Annotated in this window: 19 protein-coding genes; 8 read left to right on the forward strand and 11 right to left on the reverse strand. The window is 61.0% G+C overall.

What is annotated here, in order from left to right; all coding sequences use genetic code 11:
• Positions 1 to 95: 95 nt before the first annotated feature.
• From ACN9MB_RS18440 to ACN9MB_RS18450, 3 genes are all read left to right on the forward strand, one after another.
• Positions 96 to 866 carry an SDR family oxidoreductase gene (locus ACN9MB_RS18440; RefSeq protein WP_426269836.1) on the forward strand — a complete coding sequence of 257 codons (771 nt, stop codon included), beginning with the start codon at positions 96 to 98 and terminating at the stop codon, positions 864 to 866.
• A gap of 3 nt (positions 867 to 869) precedes the next feature.
• Positions 870 to 1,364, forward strand: coding sequence for an Ohr family peroxiredoxin (locus ACN9MB_RS18445; RefSeq protein WP_426269837.1), 495 nt, complete (start codon positions 870 to 872; stop codon positions 1,362 to 1,364).
• A 339-nt stretch (positions 1,365 to 1,703) separates the two neighbouring features.
• Positions 1,704 to 3,251: a glycoside hydrolase family 30 protein gene (locus tag ACN9MB_RS18450; RefSeq protein ID WP_239535972.1), complete on the forward strand. Its 1,548-nt coding sequence runs from the start codon at positions 1,704 to 1,706 to the stop codon at positions 3,249 to 3,251.
• An 11-nt stretch (positions 3,252 to 3,262) separates the two neighbouring features.
• On the opposite strand, the gene ACN9MB_RS18455 is transcribed toward ACN9MB_RS18450, so the two are convergent.
• From ACN9MB_RS18455 to ACN9MB_RS18465, 3 genes are all read right to left on the reverse strand, one after another.
• Entirely contained in the window at positions 3,263 to 5,023 is a 1,761-nt protein-coding gene (locus ACN9MB_RS18455) for an aspartyl protease family protein (protein WP_426269838.1), read from the reverse strand.
• A 263-nt stretch (positions 5,024 to 5,286) separates the two neighbouring features.
• Complete coding sequence (locus ACN9MB_RS18460) at positions 5,287 to 7,065, reverse strand: S53 family peptidase (protein WP_426269839.1); 1,779 nt, start codon at positions 7,063 to 7,065, stop codon at positions 5,287 to 5,289.
• Between the two features lie 429 nt (positions 7,066 to 7,494).
• Positions 7,495 to 8,070, reverse strand: a complete 576-nt coding sequence (locus ACN9MB_RS18465; RefSeq protein WP_426269840.1) for a hypothetical protein — start codon at positions 8,068 to 8,070, stop codon at positions 7,495 to 7,497.
• Positions 8,071 to 8,327: 257 nt separating this feature from the next.
• On the opposite strand from ACN9MB_RS18465, the gene ACN9MB_RS18470 reads away from it, so the two are divergent.
• Entirely contained in the window at positions 8,328 to 9,398 is a 1,071-nt protein-coding gene (locus ACN9MB_RS18470; RefSeq protein WP_426269841.1) for a serine hydrolase domain-containing protein, read from the forward strand.
• Between the two features lie 2 nt (positions 9,399 to 9,400).
• Here the strand turns inward: ACN9MB_RS18470 and ACN9MB_RS18475 are convergent, their stop codons facing one another.
• The 3 genes from ACN9MB_RS18475 to ACN9MB_RS18485 form a co-directional block, all read right to left on the reverse strand.
• Positions 9,401 to 9,952, reverse strand: a complete 552-nt coding sequence (locus ACN9MB_RS18475) for a cytochrome b (protein ID WP_426269842.1) — start codon at positions 9,950 to 9,952, stop codon at positions 9,401 to 9,403.
• 200 nt (positions 9,953 to 10,152) lie between these two features.
• Positions 10,153 to 11,019 carry a methyltransferase, TIGR04325 family gene (locus ACN9MB_RS18480; RefSeq protein ID WP_426269843.1) on the reverse strand — a complete coding sequence of 289 codons (867 nt, stop codon included), beginning with the start codon at positions 11,017 to 11,019 and terminating at the stop codon, positions 10,153 to 10,155.
• Between the two features lie 388 nt (positions 11,020 to 11,407).
• Positions 11,408 to 11,593, reverse strand: a complete 186-nt coding sequence (locus tag ACN9MB_RS18485; protein WP_426269844.1) for a hypothetical protein — start codon at positions 11,591 to 11,593, stop codon at positions 11,408 to 11,410.
• Positions 11,594 to 11,797: 204 nt separating this feature from the next.
• On the opposite strand from ACN9MB_RS18485, the gene ACN9MB_RS18490 reads away from it, so the two are divergent.
• Together ACN9MB_RS18490 and ACN9MB_RS18495 are read left to right on the forward strand one after the other, a co-directional pair.
• Positions 11,798 to 12,142, forward strand: a complete 345-nt coding sequence (locus ACN9MB_RS18490) for a hypothetical protein (protein WP_426269845.1) — start codon at positions 11,798 to 11,800, stop codon at positions 12,140 to 12,142.
• A 139-nt stretch (positions 12,143 to 12,281) separates the two neighbouring features.
• The gene (locus ACN9MB_RS18495; RefSeq protein ID WP_426269846.1) at positions 12,282 to 12,596 is read left to right on the forward strand and encodes a HigA family addiction module antitoxin; all 315 of its coding nucleotides are present in this window, start codon (positions 12,282 to 12,284) and stop codon (positions 12,594 to 12,596) included.
• A gap of 152 nt (positions 12,597 to 12,748) precedes the next feature.
• Here ACN9MB_RS18495 and ACN9MB_RS18500 read toward each other — a convergent pair whose 3' ends face one another.
• The 4 genes from ACN9MB_RS18500 to ACN9MB_RS18515 all read right to left on the reverse strand — a co-directional run bounded on the left by ACN9MB_RS18500 (position 12,749) and on the right by ACN9MB_RS18515 (position 16,785).
• Entirely contained in the window at positions 12,749 to 14,617 is a 1,869-nt protein-coding gene (locus tag ACN9MB_RS18500; RefSeq protein ID WP_426269847.1) for a hypothetical protein, read from the reverse strand.
• A gap of 21 nt (positions 14,618 to 14,638) precedes the next feature.
• Positions 14,639 to 15,550: an ABC transporter ATP-binding protein gene (locus tag ACN9MB_RS18505; protein WP_426269848.1), complete on the reverse strand. Its 912-nt coding sequence runs from the start codon at positions 15,548 to 15,550 to the stop codon at positions 14,639 to 14,641.
• Positions 15,551 to 15,564: 14 nt separating this feature from the next.
• Positions 15,565 to 15,972 carry a GntR family transcriptional regulator gene (locus tag ACN9MB_RS18510; protein WP_204637123.1) on the reverse strand — a complete coding sequence of 136 codons (408 nt, stop codon included), beginning with the start codon at positions 15,970 to 15,972 and terminating at the stop codon, positions 15,565 to 15,567.
• Positions 15,973 to 16,344: 372 nt separating this feature from the next.
• Positions 16,345 to 16,785 (reverse strand): hypothetical protein, encoded by a 441-nt coding sequence (locus tag ACN9MB_RS18515; protein ID WP_204637124.1) that lies wholly within the window; start codon positions 16,783 to 16,785, stop codon positions 16,345 to 16,347.
• 809 nt (positions 16,786 to 17,594) lie between these two features.
• Here ACN9MB_RS18515 and ACN9MB_RS18520 point away from each other — a divergent pair.
• On the forward strand, positions 17,595 to 18,512 hold the full coding sequence (locus ACN9MB_RS18520) for a DUF1684 domain-containing protein (RefSeq protein WP_426269849.1): 918 nt from the start codon (positions 17,595 to 17,597) through the stop codon (positions 18,510 to 18,512).
• 576 nt (positions 18,513 to 19,088) lie between these two features.
• Positions 19,089 to 20,738, forward strand: coding sequence for an alpha/beta hydrolase (locus ACN9MB_RS18525; protein ID WP_426269850.1), 1,650 nt, complete (start codon positions 19,089 to 19,091; stop codon positions 20,736 to 20,738).
• 210 nt (positions 20,739 to 20,948) lie between these two features.
• On the opposite strand, the gene ACN9MB_RS18530 is transcribed toward ACN9MB_RS18525, so the two are convergent.
• Complete coding sequence (locus tag ACN9MB_RS18530) at positions 20,949 to 21,818, reverse strand: hypothetical protein (protein ID WP_426269851.1); 870 nt, start codon at positions 21,816 to 21,818, stop codon at positions 20,949 to 20,951.
• Positions 21,819 to 21,959: the final 141 nt, after the last annotated feature.

Consider the following 21,959-nt stretch of genomic DNA (forward strand, 5'->3'; position numbering starts at 1 on the left):
CGGTGAGCCCGCCGCGATGTCTACCGGGCTCGCGCGAGCCACGCCTACCATGAGTCTTCCAACGCATCGGCGTTTGCCCCAGCGAGAGGTGTCCCATGAAGATCGTAGTTATCGGCGGTAGCGGACTGATCGGCAGCAAGGTGGTCGAACGGCTGCGCCAGCGGGGTCACGAGGTGCTGGCGGCATCGCCCGCCTCCGGCGTCAACACGCTGACCGGCGAAGGTCTCGAGCAGGCGATGGCCGGCGCGCAGATCGTCGTCGACGTCGCCAACTCGCCGTCGTTCGAAGACCAGGCCGTGCTCGATTTCTTCGAGACGTCCGGCCGGAATCTCTTTGCAGCGGAAAAGAAGGCCGGCGTGAAACATCATCTCGCCTTGTCCGTGGTGGGCACCGACCGTCTTGCGGCCAGCGGCTACTTCCGCGGCAAGATCGCGCAGGAGAAGATCATTCGCGCCTCGGGCGTGCCCTATACCATCGTCCACTCCACGCAGTTCTTCGAATTCCTCAGCAGCATCGTCAAATCCGCCACCGGTGAGCAGGGCATCCATGTGTCGAGTGCGCTGATGCAACCCATCGCCTCCGACGACGTTGCCGATGCCGTCACCGACTATGCACTCGGCACGCCCGTGAACGGCGTGGTGGAAATCGCGGGGCCGGACAAGGTCGACATGTCCCAGCTGGTGGAGCGATTCCTCAAGCTCACGCACGATCCGCACCAGGTCTTCGCGGATGCACGTACACCCTACTTCGGCGCGCAGCTGGAGAAAGACACGTTGCTGCCCGCCGCCAACGCGCGACTCGGCAGGATCGGCTTTCAATCCTGGTTCGATCATTCCTCGTATGCGCAGGCAGCGGCGAAAGCCTGAATCATGAAGCGACCGCAGCCGCCCCCGCCGTCGCTGCTCGACAAATACCGTGGCGCGGATTTCCAGCCGCTGTATACGGCGACGGTGCACGTCACCGGTGGCGAGGCCAGGCATGGGCGCGCCACCGGCACGGCTCGATCGCAGGACGGCAGCCTCGAGCTGAGCTTGAGGATGCCACCCGAGCTTGGCGGGAACGGTGAAGGAACCAACCCCGAGCAACTGTTTGCCGCGAGCTATGCCGCCTGTTTCCACGGCGCCCTGAACCTGCTGGCGACCCGCGCGCAGGTGGCCATTCCCGATGCAGCGGTCACCGCCTCGGTCACCTTCGGGCGCGATCCGGTCGATGGCCTGTTCACGCTCACGGCGGACATCCGCATCAGCCTGCCCCACATGGACCCGGCCATGGCCGAGGAGCTGGTGCGCAACACGGAACGTATCTGTCCCTACAGCAAGATGGCCAGGGACGGCATCGCATGCGTGGTATCGCTCGATTCCTAGCAGCGTTGGCCATGTGAGGCCGCGAAGAAAACCGCACTTCCAGCAAGCAGTCTGGTGCCGCGTGCGAATGCGTCGCAACGCAAGAATTTGGCGTCGATGCTGATCTCGGCCACTCCGACAGGGTCAGATCGAGTATTGCCATCGCAACCCCGCGATGCCCTCTCACAGTCAAAACGGCGCCAGATTGGTATGCTGCAACCGCGCTACCGGTTTTGCCGCCGGGTCGACCACGAACCCGGCGCCGTTCTGAACACCGGTCGCACCCCGGTTTGAAGTGGAGGCCTGGAAGCTTCGTGATCCAAATGAACAGCAATAGCAGCGATGGGATTGGCGCGCGCCATGGATGAGCGCCAAACCGGATCCGCCGGGGCTGCCGCCGCCTTCATCGCTTTGATCACCCTGCTCACCCTGGCTGCCCTGTTCGCACCACGCTTCGAGCATCCCACCGTCGAACTCCTTGCGGCACCCACGGCCCGGCCGGCGGGGCCTGTGGTAGAGCTGTGGTTGAGCACGGCCGATCGCCGCCTGAAACTGGAACCGCAGCCTGACATCGCGATGGGCGCGCGGGACGAGTCGCCTGCGACCATCGTGATCGACGTCCAGAAGACCTATCAGACCATGGACGGGTTCGGCGCAGCGATGACCGACTCGTCGGCGTGGCTGCTGCAGAACAAGCTCAATCCCTTGCAACGCCGCGCCCTGCTGCAGGAGCTGTTCGGCCCTCCGCCCAACCTCGACTTCAACATGATGCGCATGACCATCGGCGCCTCCGATTTCTCGTTGAAGCCTTACACCCTGGACGACGTGCCGTTCGGCCAGACCGACGAGGCGCTGGAGCATTTCAACGTCACCTCCAATCTGCAGGACGTGATACCGGTGATGCGCGAAGTGCTGGCGATCGATCCGGGCCTGCTGATCGTCGCCACGCCCTGGAGCGCGCCGGCCTGGATGAAGACCAGCCAGAACCTGATCGGCGGCGATTTGCTGGAGCAGTACGAGAGCACCTATGCCGATTATCTGATCAAGTACCTCGACACCATGCGCGGCTACGGCATTCCGATCTTCGCGCTGACCCTGCAGAACGAGCCCGGCTTCGTACCGATCACCTACCCCGGCATGCTGATGCCCTCGGACACCCGGGCGCGCATCATCGGGCAATACCTCGGTCCCAAGCTGGCCAACCGCCAGCCCGCCACGCGCATTCTGGAATGGGACCACAACTGGAACCAGCCCGAGCAGCCGATGAGCGTGCTGGGCGATCCCTTGGCCACGCGCTATATCGATGGCGTGGCCTGGCACTGCTACGAAGGCAACCCGTTCAACCAGGGTCGCGTGCATCACGCATTCCCGCAGAAGAACGTCTATATCACCGAGTGTTCCGGTGGCGACTGGGCCTCGGCCGCCAATGGCGAGTTGATCTGGTTTTCGCGCGACCTGCTGGTCACCGGCATCCGGCAATGGGCGCGCGGCGTGATCTACTGGAACCTGGTGCTCGACGAGAACCACGGCCCGCACTTCGGCGGCTGCGAGCTGTGCAAGGGCGTGGTCACCGTCGACTCGAAGACCGGCGCGATCAGCCGCAACGACGAATACTACGCACTCGCGCATTTCAGCCGATTTGTCTTGCCGGGTGCGGTGCGGGTGGGATCCACCGCCACCGAAAAGGGCATCGACAATGTGGCGTTCCAGAACCGCGCCAGCGGATCGATCGTGCTGGTGGTGGTGAACAGCGATACGGTGGAGCGCCCTATCTCCGTGGCGGAACGCCAGCACCGTTTCGACTACACGATGCCGCCACGCAGCGTGGCGACCTTCGAGTGGAACCTCAATCCCGCGGATGCGCTGATGCGCCGCATCCGCGAATGGCTGCTGCGCGCCCAGCGATAAGGGCGCGCGCCTCAGGGCTCCGGCGCGGTCAGGCCGAACTTGGCGGCTCGCTCATCGATGTGCGAATCGATCGCACGGGCGGCCACCAGATCGGCACGGCCGGCATCGGCCTGGCCGCTACGGATCTTCGCCAGGCCCAGCCCATAGTGCGTCCATCCCGAATGCGGCTTCTGCGCCAACGCTTGTTCGTACGCCTTGATCGATTCGGCGTACTGCCCCAGCCGCAGCTCGATCAGGCCAAGACTGTCGAGATAGGCCGGGTTGGGGCCATTGCGTTTGATGGCCTTGCGGCAATCCTTTAGGCCGTCTTCGAGCATCTGATTGCTGAGCGCACGAGCCCAGCAACGTTCGTTGAGTGCGGGGCCAAGCATGGCGTCATCACGATGCAGGTCGATCCAGGCATCGAGTATCGGCAGCGCCTCGGCGGGTTGGTCGAGGTCGATGTACAACGCGGCAATCGAACGCGCCTGCGAGGAACCTGCCGGCGCCACCGCTGCCGCAGCGGCTGCATCGGAGGCGGCACCGGTGCGGTCCTTGCGCGCGAAGCGAAGTTCGGCGCGCAGATGCAACGCATCGAAGTTCTTGGGATCGAGCTTCAACGCCTGGTCCAGGTCGCTCAGCGCAGCGTCCCGGTCTTTGTCCGCAAGGTGCGCTTTCGCGCGAGCCGTGTAGTAGGCGGCTTGATCGGGAGCCTTCTTGATCGCCTCATCGAGATCGGCCATGGCTGCTTTCGATTCGCCACGCGACAGATGCGCCTGGCCCGACAGCGCGTAGTCGGCAGCGCTCCTGGTGTCCGCCCCGCTGTCGTTCGCCGCCGCAGCTCCGGTCGCGGCATCGCCGTCGCCCGCATCGGCAAAGGTGAACACGCGTCCGCCGTTATAGGTGAAATACGCCTTCTTCTTGCCGTTGGCGATGAACATGTGATGGGCGAGGATGAAATCCACGCCGAGCAACATGTCGGTATCGTCGCCCATGCGCGAATCGATCACCTGCATCTGTGTGTGCTGGATCATTTCAGTACCGACGGCAAACGAATCGACGTTCACCGTCCAGGTCCGTACCGGCTTGGAACCCACGCCGATGCTGCTACTGCCCGCCTTGACGCCCGGCGCATTGACATCGATGCCGGCCCGTTCGGCAGCGCGGCGGCTCAGCACCGTGGCGCTGGCGCCCGAATCGAGCACCGCCCGCAGCTTCGTGCCGTTGATGACCACGGTGAAGAACGTGCGCCGGTCGTGCTCGTTCTTGCTGGGTTCGATGTCGACGATGTTGTACTTGCCGTCCTTCACCCAATAGGCCAGCGAGGTCTTGTCGCAATGCTCGGCCTTGAACAGCGTCACCTTGCCGTGCACCAGGTCGAGTTCCAGGTCCGCCAGGTCGAGCAGGTTGGCACCGAGCAAGCCCTCGCCCGTGTCAGTACCTCCAACGATGAAATCGACATTGTTCAGCGTGGTATCGAGTATGCCGAACTCTTTGACGTGCGCCTGCTGGACATTCGCCTCCCCGCCCACCCCGGTGATGCGATAGCCAAAGGGCGCGGGTTGCAGCGTCAGTCCCAGCGCCGCGGCATTGGCCTTGGACATGAAGTTGAAGAAGGCCCCGGTATCGAGCATGAAACGCGCGTTGTTCCCGTTGATCTTCACCATGGTGGTGGCCCGGCTGCCAACCATCTCCACGGGCAAGGTGCCGTAGCTTTTCAAATGGCAGTCGTCAGCCCAGGCCTGACCGGCGAGCAACAACCCCAGGCCAAGGCCCAGGCAACAACGCAACATTCCCATCCCCATCCCCCTGTGTGTCATGGCCGGCGGGCAAGCCCGCGGGCATGAGTTGCGGGACGATCATAATTCGCCTCGCGGCACACGCAATGCCCCCTTTCGGATAAGCGCCGGCACCCGCCCCCCTGAACGCAAAAACCCACGAATCGATTCGTGGGCGGGAGAAATCGGCGATCTGCTGGCGTGTTGATCGCGCGCAACGTCCTCAGTGTTGGAGGCGGCACGAAGCCGCCTCCAACTGGCAGTAACTGCCGAGCGGATTAATGCGTAGCCGTGTTGAAGCCCGGCGTGGCAGTAATGAAGGTGCTTGCCGCCTGGATGTCGATGCTACCCCAGCCCGTGGCGTTGTCGCGTCCGGTGGTGGCCGAGTAGTAGCCGTTGCTGCCCGAGGCCACGTCGTGGAACGGGAACGAACCGGAGTAGGCATAGAGCGCCGGAGCGGCAAAGCCCAGACCGTTATTGTTGGCAGACTCGAGGCGAGCCCACACGCCCACGAAGAGCGGCGATGCCAGGCTGGTGCCACCGTTCAAGTAGTAACCGGACTGGGAGATGCCCGAGGTCGAGCTGGCCGTGAAGTACACGATGATCGGCGTGTTGTTCCAGTCAGCGTTGAACGCCACGTCCGGCACGCTGCGATGCGCATAGCTGGACGACTGCCACGACGGCGTGGCTTCCGACGCGCTCACGCCACCGCCGCTATACGCCCATGATGCTTCGGAAACGTAGCTGTCGGTCGACGAGGTGTTGAGCGTCGTGCCGCCCACGGCGACCACATACGGCGAACTCGCCGGATAGTTCACCGAGAGCTGCGTCGTGCTGCCATACGCACCGTTCTCAGGCGCCGAGCCGTTGAGCGGGCACGGGTACGAACCGTTGTCGCCGCTCGCGGCGGAGAAGGTCTGGCCCTGGGTCACGCCCAGCGCAAGCGCGGAATCGGCGAAGCCGGGTGCACCGTCGCACTCGGGCAGACCCCACGACATGTTCACCACCTTCGCGGTGTTGTCGCTCACCACGCGGTTGATCACCGACAGCAGGCCGCTGTTGGTGGCGCCGCTCGAACCCGCACTCGCGCTGTACGTGCCGCCGTCGGTATAGAAGACCAGCTTCTTCACGCCACCCGAAATACCCACGATGGCCTGCGCATCCATGCCCCACTCGCCCTGTCCACTGTCATCCTTGCTGGTGACGGTGGTCGTCGACACGATCGAGGTCGGCACGGCTGTGATGCCCTGACCGCTTTCGAACTTGGACAAGTCGGTCTGCGCATTGGTCATGCTGCCCCAACCCACCACGGCAACCGTCGTATTGCTGGCCGTGGCCGCCGTGCCCGCGTGATAGACGGTGGCAAACTCCTGGGGATAGTAGGCGTGAGCCGAGGAGTTCGTCTGCGTCGACACCACGGTGTACGCCGGCTTGATCTGGTTCGCCGGCAGCGAGAACACCTTGGCCTGGTGCAGCGTGTTGAAGCCAAGCACCTGGTCCACCACCTGGCTCAACGCGGCAGGCACCTGCACGCCGCTGGTGTTGGCAATGCCGCTGCGGTCATGGCGCGTGTAGTGGCCAATCGAGGTACGGAATGCGTTGCGAGCCGAGCCCACGGTGCCGTCAGCCGTGACGAGCAGACGATTCGGCGCGATCTGGATGTTGGTGAAGCCCTGCTGCGCCAGATAGTCCGCCACCGACTTCGCCTGCGCCTCGGTAGGCGCAAACAGCGCGGTGCTGTCCTGGCTGCTGAGGAACTGATGAAAGGACGGGCTGCCCGGCCTGAAGAGCTCCTGCGTGAAACTTTCCAGCACATCCTGGTTGCGCAGCTTCAGCGACACGGTGATGGACACCGGCTCCTGATCGGCCGCGTAACCCTGGAACGAGGCATCCCCCGTGTAGGGAACCTGGGTGCGCGTCGCGGACCACGTCGACGCATCCGCGCCAAACGCGGACTGCGCCACCAGCGCCCCCTGGACACCCAATGCCAACGCCAACAAACCGGCTACGCGTCCCCCGACGATAGCCCGGGACATGCCGTTGCTTTTTTCTTTCATGCAGGTAACTCCCCAATAAAATGAAAAGACAAGCCCAAAGCAGGCTTGCACAGCCCGAATTCGCCAAAACACGTCCCGTCCTCGACCGTCGTCGAAGAGTCGTGCCGTGCGGGTAGTCGGGTACAGAAGCGCGCGTGAGAGAGGTCGACCTTGCGACCGTCAGCGCCCTGGCTGTCTTTTTTTTATAGGAAAGTCGTCGATCTCATAATGTGATTGCGTTCTCGTTACGTGGCGCAAGAAGATGCTTGCTTCGGACTTGCGCTGGCGTAAGTTCACGATTATTTGATGGACGTATAGATGCCCATATGCGTGTTCGACGGCGATGATCGGCCACTTCTCTGTGACTTGCAGCGTCTTTGAATGAGTTCGCTTGCACGTCTACAGCATGCTGCTTTCATTGCCCGAAGCCGGACTCAAAAGCGAACCTATTCACGAAGTCCAGATTGGAAAGCGAACGAGCACCTTCCACTGATCACCGAGGCGATGCAGGTAGAGGTAATAGCCCTGCCCGCAGAGGCTGCCGCAGTGATGGGCCACATAGACAACGGCGATGTCTCTCTCCGCGGAATAACCCGGAAGGCTCACCGATGTCCAACCGGTTGCCCCTGGGAAAGACCCGTACAGCTTCTTCCAGGCCTCGTTCAACGACACCTTGCCCGCTGCAATGGGTGCACGATCGAAGAACCGTAGGATGTCCTGCTCACGGTGCAGTCGTGCTCCCTTGCAGGAAACGCTTTCCGGCAGAGAGGCGGCGGCGCCGTTTCTGCGTTTCAGGTCGGCAAAAGCACCTGATTCATCGGCTTCCCCCATGTCGTCCGTCTTTTCGGGGGCAACCGTTGTAGACGACAACAGGACGTAGCCATCTTCGGTCTGGCATTGAGATATCAAAGCGGCCTGCAGGACCGACGCATCTTCTTCCTGGAACGTTCGGGAAGCCGGACCAGCCCGTACTGATACGCATGGCAACGCAAAGAGAATAAAGACTGCGACGATGCGCTTCACCATTTCCCCCTGCGGCGGCTGCCCCTTCCCCACAAAGCTTGATGCCGACCGAGCCCCGCCGCAAGCGCAGTGAATCGGACCCTACCCGGCGTTTCATCCCGGCGGCCGCCCGCTTCGTCGCCCCAGGGCGGTTTTCGTCGCATGACATCTGGCACGCAAGCAGAAGATGGCTACGCTCAATGCGATCAACCGAATCGCGCGGCTCAACGCTGGACATGCCACCGCCGATTCGCCCGCCGTGTCCTGCCCGGGAGCTGGTTATGCGCTGCATTGTCGCGATGGTTTGCCTGTTGTGCTCCGCCCGCCTGTTCGCCCAGGACGATGCCGTGGCGAGCTTTGTCGATGGGTATGCGAATACACACCACTACAGCGGATCGATCCTGGTGCAGTGGCACGACGGCACCCGCCTGGACAGGAGCTACGGGCTTGCCAACATCCCTTCGCGGGTGGCCAATACGCCGCAGACGCGATTCAAGATTGCCTCGGTCACCAAGCTGTTCACCTCGGTACTGATCCTGCAGCTCGTCGAGCAGCACAAGCTGGATCTCGATCAGCCCATCAGAACCTACCTGCCCGACTTTGCCGGTGAGGCAGGCAGCAAGGTGACGATCCAGCAACTGCTCAACCACACCTCGGGCCTGCCGAGTTTCGATGCAGTCACCGACCAGGCGACGGCGTTGAAGGAAGGCATTCCCGTTTACCAGTTGCCGCACACCAGCGACCAACTGCTGGCGCAGATCAGCAGCGGCAAGCTCATCAGCGTGCCCGGCGAGAAGTTCAACTACAACAATGCCGACTATGTGGTGCTCGGCAAGATCATCGCGCGCCTGTATGGCCAGCCCTACGAGGACGTGCTCAAGGAGCGCGTCCTCGATCCGCTGCACATGATCGACAGCGGCGTGCTTCACCATGGCGACATCGTGGACCGGCTCGCCGATACGTATTGGTATCCCGACGAAAGGAAAATCCTGTCCCGGGAAATCCCGGTGTATCCGGAAAACTGGTATGCCGCCGGCGCCATGTATTCCACCACGGACGACCTGCGGAAGTTTGCCGATGCCCTGTTCAATGGCCGGCTGATCGCACCCGCCACCTTGCAGCAGATGATCAAACCCGGGCTGGACGAATACGGCGACGGCCTGTGGTCCTACCAACTCACCGCCAAGGGTGCCAAGCATCCCGTGGTCAAGCGGCCCGGACTCATCATGGGCGCGCAGGCCCAGTTCTTCCACGTGATGGACCAGGACATCACCATCATCATGCTGGGCAACACCAGCGTGATCGATTCCGATGCGCTGGTCGGGGACATCGCCAAGCGCGCGATCCACTAGCGTCACAGCATGCGTTTGGCCACACCGTCGCGATTGACCAGCAGATGCTTCAGCACTGCGCCGACATGGAGAATGAGAAGGCCACCGAGCGCCAGGGCAAGATCGACATGGATGCTTCCGAACAGAACGCGCAGCGACTCGTTGGGGGCAAGAAGATCAGGCCAGCGCCATAGACCAAAAAAACTCACCGGATGATTTCCCGCTACGCGATGCGCGTAGCCGGACAGCGGCAACGCCAGCATGGCCAGATAGAGCAGCGCATGGACGCCGTGCGCGATCCACGCTTGCCAGGGCGGGATGCTGCCCGGCAGCGGCGGCGGCCGATGGCCCGTGCGCCAGATGATCCGCGCTATGGCCAGCCACAGCACCACCGCGCCGATCGAGCCGTGCCAGAACAAGATGCCATTCCATTCCGGCGACTTGTGCGAGTAGCCAGGGAAACGCTCCATCCGCAGGCCGATGACGAGGTTGGTCAGTATGAACAGAGCCACCAGCCAATGCAGGACTTTGGCGGTGCGTGTGTAGCTTGCGGGAATACGCGCGGGCAACGGCATGGGTGTAGGGACCTTATGGAATGGACTTCGCGCCAGGCTCTTCGGCACGGGGCGCTATCCACATAACCCGGTTACGGTCCGTTTTATTCCGGCACACGGCGACAAGCGCGGCTGCGCGCTTCCCTGTTGGGATCGGGGGCCCACAGCCACGCACCCGTCCATCGCCATCCATCGATCCCGATGGCGGGCCATTCCGCTCATCAGGGAGGCGCCAGCTCCAGATAGCATCCGTGATAATGGTCAACGCTATAAGCTTCGGCGAACGGGATGCGTATCCGGCGGTCGGCTAGCGTCCAGTGGTCTCTCACTTTGTAGCCAAGGTTCCGCATTTCGTCGAACAGCGTCGAAGCGTGATCGATGCGGTAGGGACAGATGGCGATGCCGAGGTTCTGCAGGGTGAAGAATGACTTCGAATCATGCAGCGGCGTGAGGTTGAAAATGACGTGGCGCGGCGGCTTGCGCAGGCGCTGGATAAGCGCCGGCAGTCGGTAATTCAGATACTGCAGAGCGCCGGCGCTGATCAATACGTCCGCATCGTCGGCGTCCGATGGCGATTCGACAAATTGCAGCGACCCCGAACAACCGCGCTCGCTGGCCAAGCTACGCCCTGCCGCCATGACCTGCGGCAGATCATGGACCCGCCAGCGCAGATCGTGCGGATAGGAAAGATATTTGCTGTAACCGTAATAGGCCAGGCCGAGGTGCCCGCCAAGGTCGAACACTTTGCGGCCGCCTGCTTCGATAATCTCGCGGAGCCAATACAACGCGGGATAGTCGCATGTGCGCAACGTTTCAAGTTGAGCGCGATATTTGAGCGCGGCGCCTTCGACGTCGTAGCTGGCGGGAAGGGACGCTGACGACAATTGCTCGGCTTGCGCCAGCGCCTCGTCGTAGCTTTCGAAGATACCGTAGTACAAATTTCCGCGGCGGCATGGTCGCTTGAAATAACGCCGATAGAACGGCTCCGCGATCGAATGCATCCCCGGTAGCTGCCCGACATCGGCGGCCGCACGGATCAGGCTTTGGCGCAATCGGTAGAGTCCCCAACCCGATGCGTTGCTACTCATGGCGACACTCCTACAGGTGTCTTCAAAAGACTGATGTGACGGCTATCTGTGCCGTTCGCTACGGCATGGATGCACCGCCTGGCGTTCTCGCCGACGTGGTCGCGATCACGATGGCGATCAAGGCGAGCACTAAAGCAGCGATCATTCGAATGCCATTACCAGCATGACGACCACGGACAAGAGCATTGCGCCTCTCATGCGCAAGAACTTACGGCACGAAGGCGGCACTAGAAAGATCGCCAGTTGGCCGTAGACCATAGGGCAGACGACTTCCTGAACGAACCGATGGGATTCTCTTCCGTTTGGCCAGCGCCTTTTCAACTGATCCAGGGAGGCTCGATGCGTACCGCATCCTGCGCCAGTCCCGCCAGCGCCATCCGATGCAGCTTCAAATCACCTGCATGATCGTGTCGTCGACATCACGAACTGCCTCAAGGCAGACCAGATGAGCGCCGCGTCTGTCGAGATTCACTTGGATCGAGTCGGCGGAAAGGTGGCACAGGTCGATGAAGAAGCGCTTCACATGGGTGAGTAAGGGAATGGTGCTGACATTCGGCCGGCCCCGCGCCGTCACGCGCCACCTTGCCCAAGTGGACACCTATCTCGCTGATCCCTGACAGACGATGCCAACCCTGCTTGTTAGGGTCAGTCGGTCATTTGCGCTGCCGTATTGCACGCCCTCGCAAATGACCATGACTACCAAGTCATGAGGCGCGGGCCGTGAGTGCTAGCAACACCCACGACCCGCTAACCATCACCAACTATCTGGAAGTTGATCATGGCTATCCGCGATCATACGGGACGCATTCGCTCGTCCGTTCCCCCTGACGACACTCTCACTTCTCCGCCTGATGACCCGTCATCCACGGCGGTGGCGTGGCCCGAAACCCTGCGTCATGGCACTCGCGGTGACATCGCCCTGGCGGTGCTCGCCCTCACGCGCTTGCGTGTCGACAGCGAGCAGTGCCGCAATGCGCAGGCGCGGGGATTCCCCGGCAGACCACTGCCATGGCCACTTCCCGTGGCCGTCACGGCCAGCCTGAGCACGGCGATCCACTGCCTCCAGCAGTACGCCCGCCTGCTCGCTGACGAGCCCAGAGTGAACACCACACGCCTCCGATGATCGCCGTTACGGCGCATCGGCCGGCATGGCGATGCGCCTCTTTCGGGCAATCACCGACGAAGCTGCCAAGCATTCACTGACACGGAGCGCTGTAAGCGCTTGGGCCGCTGCGCGGCCGTGTCCGACAGGGAGAACAGTTATGGAACTGATCCAGCTCACCCCGCATTCGGAAGTGGACCCCTCGCAGCCGCTGCGAGCCCCCGGCGACATCCTGCTGCACGCCTACCTGATCCCGCACGCACTCAACCCCGCTCAACTCGCCCGCCGCTCCGGCATCCCCTCCGATCACATCAAAGCCTTCATCGCCGACACCCACCCCATCACCCCCAAGACCGCGCTACGCCTTTCCCTCATCTTCGACACCACCGCCTTTTATTGGCTGGCGCTTCAGGCCCGATACGATCTGGAAAAAGCGAAACCTGCGATCCGCGCCTATCGTCCGCTCGTTGATTAAGCGAGTCAGGGCAACACGAATCCGCGCTGGTACGAAAGCACGGGCGCCGGGAGGGACAGCGATCAGTGGTGCCGAAGAGGTGTCTGAAAACGTGTCGGGGACAATTTCCACGAATCGGCAGAAATTGTCCCTGACACCATTTTCCGCCCGGTTTACTTCGGAGTGTGTTGGATCACCCCGTCGTGCCACGCGGCTTGCCCTGTCCGGACGATCGAACGGCGTGCAACCGAAGGCCCGCCCGCCAAGTAGAACGCTGCGACTCCCGCCGGGCCGAGCAGCGCGTTGACCAGCATCCACGACAGCGTGACTTTCGGCGACAAACGCCGTTGCGACGAGCGGATCGCGGTCGCGAACATCGACAACGCGGCGCATACGGCAGCCAGCGAGACCATATCGGCAGGAGGCAGTTCCCGTTCTGGCGGCTCAAGCCCAGGCTGAGCAGCGAACAGCCCCTTCAATGTGATCGCCACACGGTCCAGCAGCGGCGACATCCACCAATCCGCAAAACGAAACCAGGCCGGATAATCCTGTGCCAGAAGGCGTGTCGCCACGATCCGCGAACGACCAACGCTATCGACATGCAGCACGCGTTGAACGCGCGAAAAAGACTCCTGACGAAAGTTGCGCAGGAACGTCAACGAGACGAGGTAGCCGTCGTCCACGTCAGCCAGAGCCACACGAGATAGCACGTCAATGGGACCACCCAGCGAGATGCGCGCGCTGCCGTGCTCGGGAAACGTCAGTTCGTTACCGACATACAGAGCCTGATCGCTGAGTGCGGCCAGATGATTACCCACGCGCATCGGCGGGGAGGCAAAGACTTCACTACCGCTCAGCGCAAGCAGCGGCCGCACCACCCGCGAACGAGGTTCATAGACCCATGCCTCGCGCTCGCCCAGCATCACAACGCTATCAAGATGGTCGAGGCCAAGCACGCCGGCGATAGGCATCGTAGGGCTTGCAAAAGCGCTGGCTTGGGGCGGCGCCAGCGAACCGCGGGGGCTTCGATCATCGGCAAGCCCGCGGCCCTCAAACCGCATATGGTCGTGACTGAAGGTCCACAAAGTGTCATTGGCTGCATCATTGAAGCTCAACGTCAGCACGTTTGCGAAGGCTTGCCGACGGGGCAGTTCCGTGAAAAAAGGGCCGTATCTCTCGAGCTTTTCCTGCGCGCGCAGCTCGCTGGCCCAACGTCCAGCAGAGGGATCATGGCTCGCCGCCAAACCCGCGAGCATCAGGTCCTTGTCGGTGGAGCGGAGACTTTCTTGTACAGAGTTCGCAGGCGGCACGGTTGCGGTAGCCGGCGCGTCACCAAGCATGATCCAGGTGCACTGCATGCCGAAACGCGCGGTGCTGAGTATTAACACGTAGAGCACGAACACGGTTGGCGCGAGCATTGTCGCCAGTCGCCAGGGGGATGCGGGCACGGCCGCGTGAGCAGGCTGAAACACCAGCCACAGCAGAACACCCAGATAGCCAAGCACCAGCCATTGCAGCAACAGGGCATCAAACGACTGCGCACGCGCCACCGTGATCAACAGGAAGAATATGAGTACGCCAAAACCGATGCGGCGATTGGCCAGCACCGCATAGGCAGCTGCGGCGTAGCCAATCAACGCGCAATTGAGTGCAGGCAGCGCCATCATCCAGTGACGAAGATCCACCACACGCGCGGTGAACTCACTCTGCCAGGCTGCGATCAACAGCAGGGGCAAAGCGACCGCGAGCACGAGCCAGACCGCGCCGGCGGCCAGCAACGCCGAGCCGATACGCGCGGGAGACAGGGGCCGATGGATCAGCTGTATCCAGGCTGCGGGACGCGCATAGGTGAACGTTTGATAGGCGCCCAATAGAACGCCGACCAACACGTAGCACGCCGCGAAAGTACGGTAGTAAAGCAGGGGTTGCTGGGCTAGATCGCTGGTCCGCGATAAGAAACCCAGCACAACCAGATGCGCGAGCAGGGTCAGTACGCCCGGGGTGCGGAAGCGGCGAAGTTCAGCCTTGAACAATAACCACATGGCAAAGAATTCCTCGAAATGTCAGGCTGCCACAGGCACTCGATGGCCCTTGGCGAGAAAACCGTTGATGGCGCGATCGAGACTTACCGGCATGCTGTGCATGGAGCGCGCACCGTGCTGCTTGAGAAAGTCGCCAAAGCTATCGTCGGTATCGAGCACCAGGTAATGATGCAGGCCATCGATGCGTTGCACTTCCAGCAGGCCGGGCACGCTATGCGGATCAGGCCCGCGGAACGGCATCTCGGCGATCCAGTAGCGAATACCGTCGGTAAACTCGTCCGGCGGCGAAACGTGACGCAATGTGCCCCGCTCCAGAATGATCAAGTTATCGGCGATCCGCTCTATTTCATCCATCTGATGGGAGCAATAGATCAGCGAGCGCGCCTCTTCCTCCGCCGTGTAGAGCAACGCCTCGATGAAGGCGCGCTTGGCCACCACATCCAGACCCAGCGTCGGCTCGTCGAGAATCAAGAGCTCCGGTGCCTGTGCCACGCTCAACGCGAGATTCACGCCGGCGCGTTCGCCGCGAGAGAGTTCAGCGATCTGCTGCCGCGGACCGACGTCGAAGTGGCCGATGATTTCGTCATACAACGGTTGACGCCAACGTGGATACAGACTGCGCTGCAGGGCCACCAACTGCTCGACGCGCATCCACGACGGCAAGGTGTGTTCTTCGTTGACGAAGCCAATGCGGCCGCGCACTTCCGGCGTCAGTGCATGGCTGGCGCAGCCGAGAATCCAAGCCTGTCCGGCACTGGGCTGCATGAAACCAAGCAGTATGCGAAACAGCGTGGACTTGCCCGCGCCGTTCGCACCCACGATGGCATGCGTGATCCCGGGTTCAAGCGTCAGGTCCAGATGATTGATCGCCGCCTTGCCGGCGAACTGCATGGCCAGGCCCTGGGTATGAATGATGGGTGTTGATGTTTTCACGCAAGCCTCCTTGCTTACGCCGACCGGCGCATGACGTGACGCAGGGCCTGGTCCAACCGCGTCAGCGCGGCGTCGTGGCTTACCCCGAGCGCCACGACTTCATTGACAAAGCGATTCACCGCCTCGTTCAAACGGTGGTCTCGTTCCTCGGTGGAGAGCCTCGCGCGCGCCTCGGCCACATACAGGCCCAAACCCTGGCGCGCCTGTAGCCAGCCTTCGGCTGTCAACTCCGCATAGGCTTTGGCCACGGTGTTCGGATTGATCGAGAGCTGCATGGCCAGTCCGCGCACGCTCGGCAGCTGCGCGCCTGAATCAAGCTCTCCTTTGGCCACCTTGATGCGAATCGCATCCACGATCTGCTTGCTGATCGACCGGCTGTCGCCGGTGGCAATGCTGATCGCCAACCCTTGCTTCTTGGTCATAACCCTCATCCACCACTGTACTGCGCGTATTAGTACAGTCAACTCAGTGAACGAGTCAATATGCGTTTTGGCGGGTTCAGCACACGATGCCCGCCCGGCAGCCAAGCTGGGTCCAGTCACATCGCACGAGTTAATTGGAGTCACGCCCCAGAGATGGGACGAGTACCTAGTGCGCCATGAGAATGGCAGCGAGGAAGTTGCCTTTCCATGGACCCGAACGGAACCATCGTGGGCGCATTCCGCCGCCCCTGACTTTTCGCACGCGGTGGCGCGAGGGATGCTCCCGGCAGAGTGGGAGCAACCTCGCCATGCAGGAGGTTGCCTGTCTCTTATCGTCGCTTTTGGAGCTTCATTTCGAGAAAGGCTTCAACTCTACTTGTCTTCCGAAATCGTCATGCCACCGATGCTTACGCCGAGATCGATGCCTTGGCCCGCACCTGATAGCGCAAGGGAGACCTGGCCCTTGGTGAGCACCTGCGCCGTACCGGATTTCACGGCACCCGCACTGGCGTCCGCCTGTGCGTAAGTGCCGAGCACGTCGGTTATCTTGATGATGTCGCTGAAATTGCCGATGCCATTATCGATGCGCGATTTACCCGCCGTCAGTCCACCACCATGACTTTCGATCTTGACCTTCATGGTTTGACCGTCTTTGCAAGTAACCACACCTTTGCCACTCGTGTGCTTGTAGATCACTGACCAGCCGGACAGGCTGAACCGCATGGTGCATTCCAGATCAGCAGCACTGACGATCTGCGAGAGGGTCAGCGCGCACAGCACCAAGGACGTCTGAACGAGGTGTCGACCTTTCATAGGATGCCTCCGTGACTGAGGGTGAGAGTTCCAGCTATCAACCGCATGTTGGATGAAGTGACACCCAAGTCCTTATGACGACGAACGCGATGAAGATCATCGAAACTCCGCGCGCCCATACGACCGCGACAGCACATCGTCCCGCAAAGGCGCGCTTCAGCAAACCGTAGTTTTACGGAAGGCCCGGCTTTCCAAGCAGTTCATGCTCGGGGTCCCCCGGTCCAACACTGGATCGTCACGACGTGCACGTTCCCAACTCATACGTGCCTTGAGCATCGTTGCCTCCTCGGCGCCCGATGAGTTCAGGCAGCGCTTCGAGACTTTCCAGGTTCAGAAACGGACCGTTTGCAGCAGCGTGAGAGTGGCGCCGGGCCTCTTCGATCGACCTCGACATTGCCCCTCCTTGTCATCTAGCCCGGCAGGGTTCGCAATGTGTTGCATTGACCGTCTGAAGTCGCTGGTCGAAGCGGACACTGTGGCGATCCCTCTTCCGAAAGCCAGAGGCAAGAATCTGGGCTCTGGCACCAGCAAAATGAACGATGACTAAGGACGCCGAGCCTACGCGGGTAACCAACCGCCTCCAGGGACGAACTAATCGTTCTTATGACGTGAGCAACGAGGGGCGCAACTTTCTTCAGTCTGCATCGGGTTTACGCCATAGGGCAGGCCGCGATGGCGGCTGCGCTTGTTCGTGGAGGTTGAAGGACTAGCTGACACGCCCCTGTTTTCACTATCAAGCAAGGTAAGGGCTCGTGAACTTAAAGCGTATGTTTTCGTCGTGTTTAGTGGCTTTGGCATCAACCTGTGCAATGAGTGAAGTTGCACGAGCTGCTGCCGACAGCTATCAACTTGAGATACAGCAATGGCAGCAACAGCGGATAGAAAAGCTGAAGTCCCCTCAAAGCTGGCTTAGTGTCACCAACTCTGAAGTTTTGCGAAAGGGAATCAGCCGCCTTGGATCTGCAGCGGACGAGGACATCGTGTTGCCATCTGGCCCCTCCCATCTCGGCAACCTTACTTATGCTGACGATGGGTCCATTAGTCTTGCATTGGCTAATGGCAGCCAAGCCACGATCGACCACTCGCCCTCAGGGAAAGGCAGCATCGAACCATTTCACGTGAATGGCTTAGCCTTCTTCCCTGACGGAACCTTGTTGCTGGATCCTGTTGAAGGAAGCAAGACACCCTCCACGATCCATGCCAACACCGAAACATTGAAAATATATTCCTACGAGGGCGATTACCACAAAGGTGAAAAGCGGCTCTTGGTTACCGATACCCAGGCCCCGCGACTCGTTAATTTCAAAGGCCTCAATTATTTCCCGATTGATCAAAGCTGGAAAATCACGGCAGATTGGGAGCCGCTGAAAGAGCCGCGTGAAGTCGAGGTTGCATACATACAAGGCTCCGTGCAAAAGGTCCAAATCAAGAGCAAGGCGGTGTTCTATCGAGACGGAAAGCGTTACGAACTCATGCCATACATGGAGTCGGATGACGAAGTACTGTTCGTTTTTGCGGATCGCACCTCAGGAAAAGAGACCTATGGTGGCGCCCGCTTCTTACTGACCCCTGCGGCCAAAGATGGAAAAATCGTCTTGGATTTCAATAAGGCCGTCAATCCTCCTTGTGCGTTCATACCTTTCCCTAATTGCCCCATAGCGATACCCGAAAATCGTCTCACTCTGCGTATAAACGCTGGCGAACAGAAGGTGCATGAAGATATCTGATCAGCACTGGTCTACGGGACTATCGTCGCAAACCCTGTCTGGCTCAGCGCTGCTGACGATGCTATTCAAGATTTGAGTGCAGCGGCCGCAAAATCACGCAGGCGCAAAGACAGGCATCGGATAGACACTATGCCCTCGCCTCGCCAAGTACACACGGATTGCTTGGCGAGGCTCCATTCGATACGGCCCCTGGGGCGCGGGTCGAGTCTCTCCGTAGCTGCATGAGATGCAAATTTCCGGCCTCGTCACGCACGAAGAGTTTGGAGCAGCTCTCATTTCCGTCGACAAAAAGTGCGTAACCGGGTGAATGCTGCCAGCGAAGTAGAAAAGAGCCTTCGCCCCATTGGCCTTCATTGGAGACAAATCACGAGCGGATACATACGACCGACTGTTGGTGGGCTGTCTGTTGCCATGACGATGACTGCAACGCTCACGCAAGCAAACATTCAGGACTTGCGGCCGACGCTATCGGCGGCAGTCAACGCCAAATAAGAATACTTGAGACGCCGGCTCGCACTGGCTTCCTTGATCAACGATGTTTTTACCGGCGGCGCTTATGGCCGCCTAGGAGTGTTTGTGGGTCAATATCGAACGAAGATTGCCGCCGCACTGCTGGCAGTGTGCGTAACTGGCGCTGGAACGGCTTGGACGGAGCTGGCGCGCGCCGAACAGTCCGCGCCAGCGCAGAGCCTGTTCCAGATCGAACTGGACGGCGCCTCCCAGCAACCGGTCAGCGGTCGCCTGCTGCTATTTGCCAGCGACGCCAAGGCGGCGCAGGCGGCAGCCAAGAACGGCAAGGTCGAGATGGTCGACGCCAGTCCGTTTGACCCCGGGCAGGCCTGGGTAGCGGCGCGCGAGGTGACCCATCTGCAGCCAGGCCAGCCGGTGACGCTTGACGACGATCAACTGGCATTTCCGGCGGCTTTTTCCAAGCTACCGCCGGGCGACTACTTGATGCAGGCGGTGCTCGATGTGGATCACGGCTACAACGTGGTCGACGGTCGTGTCCCCGGCGATCTGGTCAGCGAGGTGGTGCCGGTGCATCTGCCCGCCACTTCAGCGCCGGTGTTGAAGCTCACGCGTGCCTTGCCAACGAGCGATCCGTGGATGCTGTCTGCCCAGACCCCGGCTGCGGTGCGCCAACTGCTGCCGCAAGCGCGCGCGCATACGCAGGCGATCGACTTCACCAGCCCGGCGCTGAGTGCTTTCTGGGGCCACCCGATCGCCATGCGTGGCCGCGTGCTGTTGCCGCCGGGTTACGATGCCCATGCCGCCACGCGCTATCCGACGGTGTATTACACGCATGGTTACGGTGGCAACAACGACCGCATGGTTCCCGTGCTGGCCAGTGTCTATGCGGCAATGAGCAAGGGCCAGATGCCGCCGATGATCTGGGTGTTCCTGGATGAGTCCGGCTACACCGGCACGGTGGAGTTCGCCGACTCGGTCAACAACGGCCCCTGGGGGCAGGCGCTCACCGCCGAACTGATCCCTGCGCTGGAGGCGAAATACCACATGGACGCCACGCCGAACGGTCGTTTCCTCAACGGCCATTCGTCCGGCGGCTGGGCCACGCTGTGGCTGCAGACCACCTACCCGTCTATCTTCGGCGGCACCTGGTCGACCTCGCCAGACCCCAGCGATTTCCACGATTTTGTTGGCGTGGATCTGTACGCGCCAAACGCCAACCTCTATCGCGATGCGCAGGGCAAGCAGCGGCCGTTTCTTCGTGACCAGGGCAAGGTGATCGCCACGCTTGAAGAGTTTTCCAAGCAGGAGCGGGTCGCCGGCGAGTACGGCGGCCAGATGTCCTCGTTCGAATGGGTGTTCTCGCCGCGCGGCAAGGACGGTCGGCCGATGCCGATGTTCGATCGCGACACCGGCGCGATCGATCCCAAGGTGATGAGCTACTGGCATGACCATTACGACATCGCCTATCGCTTGCAGCAGCAATGGCCGCAGCTCAAAGGCGATCTGGACGGCAAGATCCACCTCTATGTGGGCAGCGTCGATAGCGCCTATCTGGAGGGCCCCGCGCATAAGTTGAAAGCGGTACTGGATGGCTTGGGCGCCAAGTCGGACTTCCGGTTCTTGCCCGCCAAAGGCCACTTCGATCTCTACACGCTGGGCGACGATCGCTACGCGTTGTTGAAGGACATCAGCTGGCAGATGTACGCGATCGCGCGGCCTGGCAGCAAGGCACCGGCGCCATTGATTCTGCACTGAGCAGGCCGGCTGTCGCGTTTGCTTCAGCGGTCAGCCATCGTCATTGGTAGTAAATGCCACCAAGACGACCAGGGATATAACCAGCTGGAGATGAAGGAGGCCCGCCCACCGGGCCTTCTTCTTCCTCGAAAAATGCTGGATGCGTGGAACACCTCGACCCGCCACGTCAGCGCGCCCTCCACCAAGCCAGTCGACCTTCGGTTGCGCCTCTTAGCCTACCGGCGTAAGCGTGTGTGCAAGCTTTCGACTGGTGCGATGCACGCCGAAAGCCAAACCACCGCCCATGAGCGTGTTATGCATATGGCCATCTAGACGAACAGTCACATAAGAATCTGTTTCTTCAATCAGCTGCCCGCGAAAATGAATCTCTTGCGGCTGGGTATAGATGCCCATGCCTCCCATCTTGACCCCCATGATATAGAGCGATCCAAAGTTGACCGCCGTGCCCTTCATGGGAAGTTCGCCTTTCAGATCCCGTTGCATCAGATCCGACAAGGCCGCTGCGCCAGCGGAGAGCTCTGCACGATAGTTGGCCAGATCTGCTGGACTCATGGATTTCAGACGGGAATCGTCATACGCCGTCGGCAGATCATAGATGTAGCGCCCGACCCATGAAGAGCCTGCGCCATTGCCTTGGACATGAAAAACCAACGACAGGCGAAACTTGCCGTCGTCGCAGTGCTGCATGAATACAAAAGGTTTAACCGTGTAGGTCGAGGACGATTCGTTTACTGGCAGGCCAGTATGAAGAATGGCGTCCAGCGCTACCGGTTCGGGATCAACGGAAAGGACCGTACCCTTGACCTCTTCGGCCATCGCCTTCGTTTTGGAGGAGATGTTTGCGCTACCGAGAATAGGACCGAGGAAAAGACTGCCGCCGCTTGCTTGAAGCACAACATACTTCGTGCCGGGTGCCACGGCCGATTGCTCCGGCAAATACCCTGAGGCAGGCAGCGCATCGGAGACTGCGATGGAAACGGATTCCGGCGTTGTTGTCTTGGACGACGGAGGACTACTCGGTGCGGCAGCACACCCGCCCAGCATAAGCACCGCGACCAGCAATGACGGTCGAGCCAACATGATTTCTTCCCCTGTGTATGAGATGACGAGCGAGCTCTACCCAGCCTGCAGATAGATTCCGGTGTTGCGCCATCCCCTTGCTGACCCAGATTTCGAGCTGTCCGCACCGGGTCGAAAGCGGACGTCCCACGCCCAGCCAAT

The sequence above is a fragment of the Dyella kyungheensis genome, assembly GCF_049913195.1.
In the GTDB taxonomy this organism is placed as follows: domain Bacteria; phylum Pseudomonadota; class Gammaproteobacteria; order Xanthomonadales; family Rhodanobacteraceae; genus Dyella; species Dyella kyungheensis.